We start from the raw sequence: 12,085 nt of genomic DNA, 5'->3' as shown, positions 1-12,085 counted from the left end.
CGGGCCGTCATGATCGCAGGAGCGCGTCGACGACGAGGAAGCGGTGCCCGGACCGCCCGCCGGGGCCGTCGCCCGCGCAGGCGACGAGCCGCAGGGCGCGCTCCGGAGGGCCGGTGGGGTGCTCCTTCCGGGCGGCGAACGCCGCGTCGGCGTCCAGGGTGCGGACGGACGTCACCGTGAAGCGCAGCACCTTTCCGTCGCCGCGCTCGACGTCGACCGCCGCGCCCTCGCGCAGGGTGCCGAGCTTCCGGAACACGCCGCTCCCGTCGCCGTCGTCGCGGTGTCCGACGAGGACGGCGGTGCCGGGCCGGCCGGGCAGGGCGCTGCCGGTGCACCAGCCCGCGGTGCCGCTGTGGTCCTTCGGCGGCTGCCGCACCGGGCGGCCGGTGTCCCGGTCGGTGCCGAGGCGGAGCAGCGGGCTGTCCACGCCGAGGGAGGGGATCCGCACCCGCTGCGGCTCGTCGGGGGAGGCGGGGGTGCCGATGGCCTTGGAGTTGTCGATCCCGCCCCAGGAGCAGCCGGTCAGCCCGGTCAGCAGGGCCACCGGCAGCACCAGGGCGGCCAGGACCAGCAGGGTCCGGGCCAGGGCGGGGCGGTGGGAGGGAGCCATGGGGGTTCCGTCCGGGACGGGGGCAGGGGACGCGCCCACGCTACGGACCCCGGGCGGCGGACCGCTTCGGGTAAACGGCCGGTCCCTCCGCGCCCGCCTCGGCCGAAAGGACGAGACGGCGGGATCGCCCCGGGGAGACGGCGGGATCAGCGCACCAGCCGCTGGAAGAGCCCCCAGGTGAACTCCGCCACGTGCTGCCGCCGCTCGCCGGACGCGTCGGGGGCGGCGAAGGCCAGCTGCCAGCGGGTCGGCGCGGTGCCCTCCATCGGGCGGGCCGGGGCGAACGCGCGGGCCACCTCGTCCACCGTGCACGACCAGGGCCGCAGCTCCTCGACGGTGCGCGGGGCGGGGAGGGGGCGCCGGTCGCCCGGACCAGCCACTCGTTCCAGACCGCGCCGCCGGGCGCGGTGAGCACCTCGAACCGCAGGTCGGGCCAGAGCGGGACCGGCCAGGCCGCGGCCTCCATGGTGAGGTCGCCGATCCGGCGCTCGCCGACGGTCTCGGGCGGGCCGAGGACGGACCGGTAGCGGGCGCCGGCCCCGCGCCGGCGCGGCGAGCGCAGCATGGCCTGCCAGCGCCGGTTGGCCTCCCGCATGGCGGCGCGGCCGGTGTCCAGCTCCCGCAGGGCGTCCTCGACCAGGCCGGGCTGGTGGTCGGCCATCCGGCGCAGGAGGACGAGCTGGAAGTCCAGGGGGGTGAGGGGCGCTGTGCCCGTGGGGTCCGTGGGATCCATGGGTTCCATCGTGCCGTGGGCGCGGTGGCGGCGGGGCCGCGAGGACGGTTCCGCCTCAGTGCGGTTCGGGCGTGTCCTCCCCGTCCGGTATCCCGCCCACCACCCGCCGCAGCAGGTCGCGCAGGTGCCGCCGCTCGCCGGCGGAGAGCCCGGCCAGCGGCTCCCTGGCGAAGTCCAGTTCCTCCCGCAGCTGCCGCGCGGTCTCCCGGCCGTCCTCGGTGACGGCGGCCAGCTTGACGCGGCGGTCGGCCGGGTCGGGCCGGCGCTCGACCAGGCCGCGGGCGGCGAGGCGGTCGACGATGCCGGTGACGTTGGACGGCTCGCACTTGAGCTTCCGGGCGATCCGGCGCATGGGCAGCGGTTCCCTGGACAGCAGAGCGAGGAGCCGGGCCTGGGCGCCGGTGAGGGCGTGCCGGCCGGCCGCCTCGTCGTACTCCTCGTGGTAGCGCGTGACGACGGTCGCGATCAGCTCGACGACCTCGATCGTCACGGGGTCGGGGCGGGGTGTCGGCGGGGCCATGGAAGAAGAGTACCCAGTTGCTTGACAACCTAAAATATCTAGGTCAACTATTGTTTCAGTACCTGAAACAACGTAGGAGGTCCTTCCGATGACCGCACCGCTTCCCGCCACCACCCGCGCCTGGCACCTCGTCTCCTACCCCAAGGGCACCCCCACCCCCGCCGACTTCGACCTCCGCGAGATCCCGCTCGCCGAGCCCGCCGAGGGCCGGATCGCGGTCCGCAACCTGCACCTCTCGGTGGACCCGTACATGCGCGGCCGGATGACCGGCCGGAAGACGTACGTCGAGCCCTTCGCGCTGGACAAGCCGATGACCGGCGGCGCGATCGGCGTGGTCGTCGCCTCCCGCGCCGAGGGCTTCGCCGTCGGCGACCACGTCCTGCACGACCTGGGCTGGCGCGAGCACGCCGTCCTCGACGCCAAGTACGCGGTGAAGGCCGACGCCGGCGACGTACCGCTCTCCGCCTACCTCGGCGCGCTCGGCATGCCGGGCCTGACCGCCTACGCCGGCCTGCTGGAGGTCGCCTCCTTCAAGGAGGGCGACGCCGTCTTCGTCTCCGGCGCGGCCGGCGCCGTCGGCAGCCAGGTCGGGCAGATCGCCAAACTGAAGGGCGCCTCCCGGGTCGTCGGCAGCGCCGGCTCGGACGAGAAGGTCCGCCGCCTCGTCGAGGAGTACGGCTTCGACGCCGCCTTCAACTACAAGGACGGCCCGGTCGCCGAGCAGCTCGCCAAGGTGGCCCCCGACGGCATCGACGTCTACTTCGACAACGTCGGCGGCGAGCACCTGGAGGCGGCCATCGGCGCGCTCAGGCTGCACGGCCGCGCCACCATCTGCGGCGCCATCTCCCAGTACAACGCCACCGAGCCGGCCCCCGGCCCGCGCAACCTCGGCCTGCTCATCCAGAACCGGATCCGCCTCCAGGGCATGATCGTCATGGACCACGCCCACCTGCGGCCGCAGTTCTTCGAGGAGGTCGGCGGCTGGATCCGGTCCGGCGCCCTCAAGCGGGACGAAACCGTCGTGCACGGCATCGAGAACACCGCCGACGCCTTCCTCGGCATGCTGCGCGGCGAGAACACCGGCAAGATGATCGTCTCCCTCGCCGACTGACCCCCCTTCCCCCTCGCACCTCTCAGGAGCCCCCATGAGCATCCAGCCCGTCGACGTCGCCTACACCGCCGTCGCCACCGCCGAGAACGGCCGCGACGGCCGCGTCGCCAGCGACGACGGCAAGCTCGACGTCGTCGTCAACCCGCCCAGGGAGCTGGGCGGCAGCGGCGCCGGCACCAACCCCGAGCAGCTCTTCGCCGCCGGCTTCAGCGCCTGCTTCCAGGGCGCGCTGGGCGTCGTCGCCCGCCAGGAGAAGGCCGACATCTCCGGCTCGACCGTCACCGCAGAGGTCGGCATCGGCAAGACCCCGGAGGGCGGCTTCGGCCTGAAGGTCGCCCTGTCCGCGCACATCCCGAACGTGGACGAGGCCACCGCCCTCGCCCTCGTCGAGAAGGCGCACCAGGTCTGCCCGTACTCCAACGCGACCCGCGGCAACATCGAGGTCACCCTCTCCGTCCGCTGACGCCGCGCGGGGGCCGGACGCCGTCGGGTGACGCCCGCGCGGCCCGGGCCCTCGCTCGGGCCGGACGTCTGCTTGGGCCGGACGTCCGCTCGGGCCGGACGCTCGCGCGGGCCGGACGTCCGCGCGGCCCGGACACCCGCGCGGCCCGGACGCCGTCAGAGCGGCACGTCCGCCGTCACCACGCCCGGCGCCTCCTCCGGCGCCGCGGCGAGGAGGGCGCCGTCCGGCCCCCACACCCCGCTGCCGCCGCAGCCGACGTAACCGCCCGCCGGGCCCACGTGGTTGGCGAGCAGCACATGCATCCCGTGGTCCCGGGCCAGTGCCGGGAACAGCCGGTCCCGCTCCTCCCGGCCGCCGTCGCTGCCGTAGAGGGACGTGGCCACCAGCAGCGCGCAGCCGTCCGCCGCGGCGCGGGCGGCGATGTCGGGGAAGTCGACGTCGTAGCAGATCGCCAGGCCGATCCGGACGCCGTCCAGGACAAACCGGCCGCCCTCCTCGGGGCCGGCCGCGAAGCCGGCGGCGGCCTCCTTCTCCGTCACGTGCCGCTTGTCGTAGCGGACATGCGGCACGCCGTCGGGCCCGTATGCGAACGCGCTGATCGTCGGGCCGGACCCGGCCTCCCGGGGGCTCCCTGCGCAGTTGACGACGGCCGCCGTGCCGGTCTCCCGGCACGCCTCGCGGAGCGGGCTCAGGTGGGCGTCGTCCGGCTCCAGGGCGAGCCGGCCGGGGTCGACGGCGACCGCCGCCAACTCGTATCCGGTGACGGCCAGTTCGGGGAAGGCGACCAGCGCGGCGCCCCGCCCGGCCGCCTCGCGGACCAGCCCGGCCATGGTGGTGACATTGGCCCCGATGTCGCACGGCCGGGCCGTGAACTGCGCACTCGCGATGATCATGCGCCCATCATCACCGCCGGAGGGTTCCCGCGGCCACCCCGAGCAGCGCCCGGACCTGCGCGGTGATCTCCTGCCGGTTCCGCTCGAACTCCGGGTCGGTGACGCGGCCGTCCGGCGAGCCGTTGTCCGCGCCGAACCGCAGCACCGGCGTGTGCAGATGGCCGCCCGGCACCGCGAGCCGCGTCGCGTCGCGCAGCAGCGTCGCCCGGTAGGCGATCTCGTTGGACAGGTAGTCGCCCCCGCCGCCCGCGCGCGCCGCCGACCCGGGCGTCGGCCCGTCGGGCCGGACGACGGGTGTGTCCGAGCCCGCCGGGACCTCGGTGACCTCGGTGTTGTCGTGCACCGGGAACGGGCCGGTGGCGGCCGAGGCCAGCGCGGCGTACGGCAGGGAGGTCCGCGTCCACTGCGGCTGCGGGCGGACGGTGGGGATCCCGGCCGGTATCGGCACCAGGCCGGGGCCGCCCCGGAGCCGCTCGTTGTCCGTACCGCCGCCGCGCCAGGCGCCGTTGGTCCGCTCCACGTCGAAGCGGTCCGGGCGGCCCTGGCTGATGGTGGTGAACAGGTCCACCCGGCGGGGCCCGGGACGGAAGTGGGGGAGCAGCGTCCGCTCCACCGTGCTCCGCGCGAAGTCCTCCCAGCGCACCGGGAAGACGGCCGCCTCCACCCGGGCCGGACCCGACGGGGTGTCGATCACCGTGCCGTCCAGGGCGAGCGCCGCCGCGCCCGACGGGTTGGAGCGCCGGATGTCCCCGTCGAGCTGGAACGGGTCGAACCCGGTGACCAGCACCCGCTTGACCTTGGACCCGGCCGGGAAGTCGATCGAGTCCTGGCCGCGCGAGCCGCGCTCCAGCACGTCCAGCAACGCCGTCCGACGGGCGTCCGACAGCGTGAACGCCGGCTTCCAGCGCCGGAGTTCGCGGGTCATGCTCAGCCGGGCCCAGTACAGCGGCCGGTCGTCGTCGCGCGCCAGGTCCCCGGCCGCGAAGCCACGGCCCTGGACCCGGGCCACGGCCTTCCGCCACAGCCGGTGCCCGGCGTCGGCCGTGGCCCGCTCGGCCTGCCCGGGCGTCCGGGCGTGCGCGAGCGCCCCGGCGAGCTCGCCGGCGGCCGCGTCGAAGCCGGAGCGCCGCAGGATCTCCTGGGGCGCCCGGCCGTCCAGCCGGCTCTCCTCCTGGGTGGACGACGGTACGGGCACGGGGGCGGCGGTCGCCGGGACGGCGAGAGGGGCCAGGGCCAGCGCGGAGGCGACGAGGACGGCGCCCGGAAGTCGCGATGCGAGCGTGGTGGGGTTCATGGGGCCGTATGAAATCAGCGTTGCCCACATCGCGGAAGAGGCAGCTACCCGGGCCCTCGTGCCGAACGATTCCAGCCCCCGGAGCACTGCTTTCACGCCACAATGACACATGCATACAGCCGAGTTCATCGGAGCGCACCCCCTCATATCCCTCGGTCTGCCCCGGGCGGCCGCACTGTTCGGCGGTGGCGGCCAGGGCGCCCGGCAGTTCACCGAACTGGGCCTCGCCCTGCTCCTCTCCTCCCTCATCGGCCTGGAGCGCGAACTCCAGCAGAAGAGCGCGGGACTGCGCACCCACACCCTGGTCGGGGTGGGCAGCGCCCTCTTCGTGGAGGTCTCCCTGCACGGCTTCGGCCCGGCGAACGGGCTGGCCGGCACGGGATTCGACGGTTCGCGGGTCGCCGCGCAGATCGTCTCCGGCATCGGTTTCATCGGCGGCGGCCTGATCTTCGTCCGCCGGGACGCGGTCCGCGGCCTGACGACCGCCGCGACCATCTGGCTCACCTGTGCCGTCGGCATGGCCTGCGGCGGCGGCCTGCCGCTGCTCGCCGCCGCCGCCACGGTGGTGCACTTCCTCGTCGTCCGCGGCTTCCCGCTGCTCACCCGCCGGCTGACGGCCGTCCCCACGGTCGAGCGGTTCGAGCTGCTCCTCTCCTACCGGACGCGCCGCGGGGTGCTGGGCCGGGTCCTGGAGCTCTGCACCAGCCAGGGGTTCCGGGTCACGGACGTGCACATCCACTCCGAGTCCCGGGAGGGCGAGAGCGGCAAGGGCAAGGGGAAGGGCCGGGAGGCGGAGGTGGTGCTGGGGCTGGAGGGGTGGAAGCCCGCGCATCCGCTCGTCGAGGAGCTGGCGGACTGGGAGGGCGTCCTCGACGTGGGGCTGCGCGCCCACCGCGACAGCACCGAATGACCGTCGAACGCGCGTACAGGACGGGCGAGTTGGCCCGTCGAAGGGCGATCATCCGCTACCGTGCGGAACGGGCGGGGGCGGGGTCACCTGACGGACCCCGCCCCCGGCCTCCCGCCGCGTCCCGGCGTCAGCGGCCTCCCGCCGTGATCCGCCGGTAGGCGAGCTCGGCGAGCCGCCGCTGGCCCTCCTTGCTGGGGTGGAACCAGTCCCAGTGGCTCAGGTCCGCGCCGGTGAAGCCGTAGGAGTGCACCGACCCGCCGTCGTAGCGGCACAGCAGGTCCCGGCGGCAGACGTCCTCCAGGGCGGCGTTGTACTCCGTCACCCGCCGGTCCACCTGCTCCCGCCGCTCCCGGGTGGGGGCGTCCACCAGGTCGGAGTCCCGCAGCATCGACGGGCAGATCCCCAGCTTCCACACCTGCTTGCCCATAGGGCTCTTGCTCCCCTCCGACCACAGCCGTTTGAGGTCGGGGACGCTCGCCACGTACACCTGCGTCTTCGGCAGCGACCGGCGGAGCTCCTTGAGCGACTTCTCGAAGTCGGCCCGGAAGTCCTTCACCGGCGTCATCTCGGCCACGTCGGCCCGGCAGGCGTCGTTCGCCCCGAGCAGCACCGTCACCAGCTGCGGCCGGTGCGGAACGGCCGCGGCGACCTGGCGGGGGAGGTCGGCCATCCGGGCGCCCGTGCGCGCGAAGTTCCAGCTCCGCGTCTCCGGCGACGGCAGCAGTCGGGCCGCGAGGCTGTCCACCTCGGTGCCGGTGGCCCACGAGACCTCCGGGCAGTCCTTGAGCAGCCGGCAGGCGTCGAAACCCCGGGTGATCGAGTCGCCCAGGGAGGCGAGTGAGTCGGGCCGGGTGTTCCAGACGGGCCCGGCGCTCGCTCTCGGCTTCGCCGCCGGACGCTCCGCGGCCGTGCCGGGGGCCCGGTCGTCACAGCCCGCGGTGAGCAGTCCCGCGGTGAGCGCCGCCACCGCCGTCAGCGCCGCGGCGGCGGCACGCGACGGGCGGTCGGTGCTGGTGCGCATCGTCTTTCCCCCTCCGGCCGGGTGACAGGTGTCCTGGACCGACGGTACGTCACCCGGCCGGCATCCCGACCGCGTGCGGGGTTCCTCCCGGGAGTGACCGGGGCCTTACCGGTCCTGTCCGCACCACCACTGCGCCGGATCACAACACGTCACATCCTGTCCCTTTCCGGAAAATTGCCCCCTATGGTGTTTACTGTTGGTAACCTCGCGAGCTGGTGCGGGAGGGGCCATGGGGACGAACGCCCGGTGCCGCCCCGGGCGGGACCGAAACGGCCGCGAGGCCCTGGGGAAGGCGAACCTCGAACCGCACTGGAGGTCCCGGTGACGTCACGTGGCGTTCTCTACGTGCACTCCGCACCGCGCGCACTCTGCCCGCACGTCGAATGGGCCGTCGAAGGGGTGCTGGGCGCCCGCGCCACCCTCGACTGGATCCGGCAGCCCGCCGCCCCCGGCACCTGGCGCACCGAATTCTCCTGGCAGGGCCGTCCCGGCACCGCCTCCCGCCTCGCCTCCGCCCTCCGCGGCTGGCACCTCCTCCGCTTCGAGGTCACCGCCGACCCCGCCGACGGCACCGAGGGCGAGCGCTACAGCTCCACCCCCGACCTCGGCGTCTTCCACGCGGTCACCGGCGTCCACGGCGACATCCTGATCCCCGAGGACCGCCTCCGCGCCGCCCTGAACCGGGCCCAGCGCGGCGAGACCGACCTGCCCACCGAGGTCGCGGCCCTCCTCGGCAAACCCTGGGACGACGAACTGGAACCCTTCCGGCACGCGGGCGAGGGCGCGCCGGTGCGATGGCTGCACCAGGTGGTGTGACCGGCGGGGCTTGCCCTCGAGCGCGCTCCAGCCCGTACGGTTCCGGCATGACCGACACCGCTTCCGTCGCCGTCCTCGGCACCGGCATCATGGGCGCCGCCATGGCCCGCAACCTCGCCCGCGCGGGCCTCGACGTCCGGGCCTGGAACCGCGACCCGGCCAAGGCCGAACCGCTCGCCTCCGACGGGGTCCGGATCGCCGGGACCCCCGCCGACGCCGCCCGCGACGCCGGCACCGTCCTCACCATGCTGTACGACGGCGCGGCCGTCCTGGACGTCATGCGCCGGGCCGCCCCCGGGCTGCGGCCGGGCGCGGTGTGGCTCCAGTCGACCACCGCCGGCCTCGACGTCCTCGACGAGTTCGCGGCCCTCGCCGACGAGTACGGCGTCGTCCTCGTGGACGCCCCGGTCCTGGGCACCCGGGCACCGGCCGAGAAGGGCGAACTCACCGTCCTCGCCGCCGGGCCCACCGCCGTCCGCCCCGCGCTCGCCCCCGTCCTGGACGCCGTCGGCACCCGGACGGTGTGGACGGGCGAGGACGGCGCCGCGGGCAGCGCCTCCCGGCTCAAGCTGGTGCTCAACAGCTGGGTGCTGACCGTCACGCACGGCGCCGCCGAGGCGCTGGCGCTCGCCGCGGGGCTGGGCGTGGACGCCCGGGACTTCCTGGCGGCCGTCGAGGGCGGCCCGCTGGACATGGGCTACCTGCGGGCCAAGTCCGCCCTGCTGCTCGACGGCGGCCTCACCCCGCCGAGCTTCGCGACCGCCACCGCCGAGAAGGACGCCCGCCTCATCGTGGCCGCCGGGGAGCGGGCCGGCGTACGGCTCGACGTCGCGGCGGCCGGCGCGGAGCGCTTCCGGCGGGCCGTCGAACAGGGCCACGGCGACGAGGACATGGCGGCGTCGTACTTCGCGAGCTTCGAGGAACCGCGGGAGGGGTGAACGCCGAGGGCCCGCCCGGTCGGTGAACGACCGGGCGGGCCCTCGTGCGTCATCAACGCGCCAGGCGGGCGTCAGACCGTGCGCAGGGCCAGCACCACGTTGTGGCCGCCGAAACCGAACGAGTTGTTGATCGCCGCGATGGTGCCCCCGGGCAGCTCGCGGGGCTTCTCGCGGACGACGTCCGCGTCGATCCCGTCGTCCAGCTCGTCGATGTTGATGGTCGGCGGGGCCGTGCGGTGGTACAGGGCCAGGACGGTCGCGACCGTCTCGATGCCGCCGGCGCCGCCCAGCAGGTGGCCGGTCATCGACTTGGTGGCGGAGACCGCGACGTGGTCGAGGTCGTCGCCCAGGACCTTGCGCAGCGCCTTGATCTCCGCGAGGTCGCCCTGCGGGGTCGAGGTGGCGTGCGCGTTGAGGTGCATCACCTCGGACGGCTTGAGGTCGCTGGACTCCAGCAGGCCCTGCAGCGCCGCGGCGATGCCCCGGCCGGTGGGCTCGGGCTGGGCGATGTGGTGGCTGTCCGCGGACAGGCCCTGGCCCAGCAGCTCGCAGTAGACGCGGGCGCCGCGGCGGGCCGCGTGCTCGGCCGACTCCAGCACGATGACGCCGGCGCCCTCGCCGAGGACGAAGCCGTCACGGGCCTTGTCGTAGGGGCGGGATGCCTTCTCCGGCTCGTCGTTGTTCTTGGACATCGCCATCATGCTGGCGAAGGCCGCGACGGGCAGCGGGTGGATGGCCGCCTCGGTGCCGCCCGCGACGACCACGTCGGCGCGGCCGGTGCGGATCATCTCCACGGCGTAGCCGATGGCCTCGGCGCCGGACGCGCAGGCGCTGACCGGGGTGTGCACGCCCGCCTGGGCGTTCACCTCCAGGCCGACGTTGGCGGACGGGCTGTTGGGCATCAGCATCGGCACGGTGTGCGGGGAGACGCGGCGGGCGCCCTTCTCCTTGAGCACGTCGTACTGGTCGAGCAGGGTCTGCACGCCGCCGATGCCGGAGGCGATGACCGCGCCCAGCCGCTCGGGGGCGATGGCCGCGTCCTCGCCGGCCCGGGCGGTGTAGCCCGCGTCGGCCCACGCCTCACGGGCCGCGATCAGCGCGAACTGCGCCGACCGGTCGAGCTTGCGGGTGAGGGGACGGGGCAGGACCTCGGACGGGTCGACCGCCGCCGTGGCGGCGATCCGGACCGGGAGGTCGGCGAACCGCTCGCCCTCCAGGGACTTCACGCCGGAGCGACCGGCGAGCAGCCCTTCCCAGGTAGACGCGCTGTCGCCACCCAGCGGTGTGGTTGCGCCGATACCGGTGACGACCACGGTGCGATTGGTCGAGTTCACAGGAATTCTGTCTCCACGAATAGAGGTGCTGGAAACGCCACCCGCCGGGGTGGCGACGAACGCGGGATCAGCTCTGGTGCTTGGCGATGTAGTCGGCCGCGTCACCGACCGTCTTGAGGTTCTTGACGTCCTCGTCGGGGATCTTCACGTCGAAGCGCTCCTCGGCGGCGACGACGACCTCGACCATGGAGAGCGAGTCGACGTCCAGGTCGTCGGTGAAGGACTTGTCCAGCTTGACGTCCTCGACCGGGATGCCGGCGATCTCGTTGACGATGTCGGCGAGGCCCTTGAGGATCTCTTCCTGCGTGGCGGCCATGGTGGCGCTCCTTTTAATTGTGCGGTGGATCTGGAAAAACTGCTCAGGGAACTGCTGTGGAGAGCTCCCGCGCCGTGGTCGGCTGGTGCCGTTCCGGGCGGATCTCGCCTAGGGGAGGGTAACGACCGTCGCGGCGAACACGAGACCCGCCCCGAAGCCGATGAGCAGCGCGGTGTCGCCGCTCTTCGCCGCCCCGGTGGCCAGGAGGCGCTCCATGGCCAGCGGGATGGAGGCCGCCGAGGTGTTCCCGGTGGTCTCCACGTCCCGGGCGACCACGACATTCTCCGGCAGCTTCAGCGTTTTGACCATCGAGTCGATGATCCGCATGTTCGCCTGGTGCGGAATGAAGACGTCCAGGTCGTCGGCGGTGATGCCGGCCTCGTCCAGCGCCTGCTGGGCGATCTTCGCCATCTCGAAGACGGCCCAGCGGAACACCGCCTGGCCCTCCTGCGTGATGGCCGGGAAGCGGACCTCGGTGCGGACCTCGCTGCTCTCGCGGTAGACGTCCCACGGCAGGTTCTGCCGGATGGTCTCCGCCTTGTCGCCCTCCGAGCCCCACACCGTCGGGCCGATGGCCGGCTCCTGGGCCGGGCCCACGACCACGGCGCCGGCGCCGTCGCCGAACAGGAACGCTGTGGAACGGTCGTCCAGGTCCGTCAGGTCCGACAGCCGCTCGACGCCGATGACCAGCACGTACTCGGCCGAGCCGTCCGTGACCAGGCCCTTGGCCATGGTCAGGCCGTAGCCGAAGCCCGCGCAGCCGGCGGAGATGTCGAAGGCGGCCGGCTTGCCGGCGCCGATCCGGTGGGCGATCTCGGTGGCGATGGCCGGGGTCTGCTTGAAGTGCGACACCGTCGAGACCAGCACGGCACCGATCTGCTCCGGGGTGATCCCGGCGGCGGCGATGGCCTTGCCCGCGGCCTCCACCGACATGGTGGCCACCGTCTCCTCGGGGCCGGCCCAGTGCCGGGTGGCGATGCCGGAACGGGAGCGGATCCACTCGTCCGACGAGTCGATGCGCTTGAGGATCTCCTCATTGGGCACCACGCGCACCGGGCGGTAGCCGCCGACGCCCATGATGCGCGCGTACGGCGCGCCCTTGGAGGGCTTGATCTTGGCAGTCATG

General features: G+C 74.0%; 13 protein-coding genes and 1 pseudogene. 5 read left to right on the top strand and 9 right to left on the bottom strand.

The window, feature by feature from the left end; all coding sequences use genetic code 11:
- Positions 1 to 7: 7 nt before the first annotated feature.
- The 3 genes and pseudogenes from ACQEVS_RS10885 to ACQEVS_RS10875 form a co-directional block, all read right to left on the bottom strand.
- Positions 8 to 610, bottom strand: coding sequence for a sortase domain-containing protein (locus ACQEVS_RS10885; protein WP_433018633.1), 603 nt, complete (start codon positions 608 to 610; stop codon positions 8 to 10).
- A gap of 146 nt (positions 611 to 756) precedes the next feature.
- Positions 757 to 1,352, bottom strand: a pseudogene (locus ACQEVS_RS10880) (hypothetical protein).
- A gap of 46 nt (positions 1,353 to 1,398) precedes the next feature.
- Positions 1,399 to 1,863, bottom strand: a complete 465-nt coding sequence (locus tag ACQEVS_RS10875) for a MarR family winged helix-turn-helix transcriptional regulator (RefSeq protein WP_433018630.1) — start codon at positions 1,861 to 1,863, stop codon at positions 1,399 to 1,401.
- 88 nt (positions 1,864 to 1,951) lie between these two features.
- Here ACQEVS_RS10875 and ACQEVS_RS10870 point away from each other — a divergent pair, with 88 nt between their 5' ends.
- Together ACQEVS_RS10870 and ACQEVS_RS10865 are read left to right on the top strand one after the other, a co-directional pair.
- The gene (locus ACQEVS_RS10870) at positions 1,952 to 2,974 is read left to right on the top strand and encodes an NADP-dependent oxidoreductase (RefSeq protein ID WP_433018627.1); all 1,023 of its coding nucleotides are present in this window, start codon (positions 1,952 to 1,954) and stop codon (positions 2,972 to 2,974) included.
- 34 nt (positions 2,975 to 3,008) lie between these two features.
- Entirely contained in the window at positions 3,009 to 3,437 is a 429-nt protein-coding gene (locus tag ACQEVS_RS10865) for an organic hydroperoxide resistance protein (protein WP_004946798.1), read from the top strand.
- Between the two features lie 155 nt (positions 3,438 to 3,592).
- On the opposite strand, the gene ACQEVS_RS10860 is transcribed toward ACQEVS_RS10865, so the two are convergent.
- Positions 3,593 to 4,330 (bottom strand): carbon-nitrogen hydrolase family protein, encoded by a 738-nt coding sequence (locus tag ACQEVS_RS10860; protein ID WP_433018624.1) that lies wholly within the window; start codon positions 4,328 to 4,330, stop codon positions 3,593 to 3,595.
- Between the two features lie 10 nt (positions 4,331 to 4,340).
- Positions 4,341 to 5,624, bottom strand: coding sequence for a pyroglutamyl peptidase (locus tag ACQEVS_RS10855; protein WP_433018621.1), 1,284 nt, complete (start codon positions 5,622 to 5,624; stop codon positions 4,341 to 4,343).
- A gap of 109 nt (positions 5,625 to 5,733) precedes the next feature.
- On the opposite strand from ACQEVS_RS10855, the gene ACQEVS_RS10850 reads away from it, so the two are divergent.
- Complete coding sequence (locus ACQEVS_RS10850; RefSeq protein ID WP_433018618.1) at positions 5,734 to 6,534, top strand: MgtC/SapB family protein; 801 nt, start codon at positions 5,734 to 5,736, stop codon at positions 6,532 to 6,534.
- Between the two features lie 127 nt (positions 6,535 to 6,661).
- On the opposite strand, the gene ACQEVS_RS10845 is transcribed toward ACQEVS_RS10850, so the two are convergent.
- Positions 6,662 to 7,555: an SGNH/GDSL hydrolase family protein gene (locus tag ACQEVS_RS10845; protein ID WP_433018615.1), complete on the bottom strand. Its 894-nt coding sequence runs from the start codon at positions 7,553 to 7,555 to the stop codon at positions 6,662 to 6,664.
- Between the two features lie 321 nt (positions 7,556 to 7,876).
- On the opposite strand from ACQEVS_RS10845, the gene ACQEVS_RS10840 reads away from it, so the two are divergent.
- Complete coding sequence (locus ACQEVS_RS10840) at positions 7,877 to 8,371, top strand: DUF3145 domain-containing protein (RefSeq protein ID WP_433018612.1); 495 nt, start codon at positions 7,877 to 7,879, stop codon at positions 8,369 to 8,371.
- Positions 8,372 to 8,418: 47 nt separating this feature from the next.
- Positions 8,419 to 9,309, top strand: coding sequence for an NAD(P)-dependent oxidoreductase (locus ACQEVS_RS10835; protein WP_433018609.1), 891 nt, complete (start codon positions 8,419 to 8,421; stop codon positions 9,307 to 9,309).
- A 71-nt stretch (positions 9,310 to 9,380) separates the two neighbouring features.
- Here ACQEVS_RS10835 and fabF read toward each other — a convergent pair whose 3' ends face one another.
- The 3 genes from fabF to ACQEVS_RS10820 form a co-directional block, all read right to left on the bottom strand.
- On the bottom strand, positions 9,381 to 10,643 hold the full coding sequence (gene fabF, locus ACQEVS_RS10830) for a beta-ketoacyl-ACP synthase II (protein WP_433018606.1): 1,263 nt from the start codon (positions 10,641 to 10,643) through the stop codon (positions 9,381 to 9,383).
- Positions 10,644 to 10,710: 67 nt separating this feature from the next.
- The gene (locus ACQEVS_RS10825; protein WP_433018603.1) at positions 10,711 to 10,959 is read right to left on the bottom strand and encodes an acyl carrier protein; all 249 of its coding nucleotides are present in this window, start codon (positions 10,957 to 10,959) and stop codon (positions 10,711 to 10,713) included.
- Between the two features lie 108 nt (positions 10,960 to 11,067).
- Entirely contained in the window at positions 11,068 to 12,084 is a 1,017-nt protein-coding gene (locus ACQEVS_RS10820) for a ketoacyl-ACP synthase III (RefSeq protein ID WP_433018600.1), read from the bottom strand.
- Position 12,085: the final 1 nt, after the last annotated feature.

The organism is Streptomyces sp. CA-181903, from assembly GCF_050937075.1.
Classification (GTDB): Bacteria; Actinomycetota; Actinomycetes; order Streptomycetales; family Streptomycetaceae; genus Streptomyces.
Note: the sequence above shows the minus strand (reverse complement) of the source record. Positions and strands in the feature narration are given on the sequence as shown.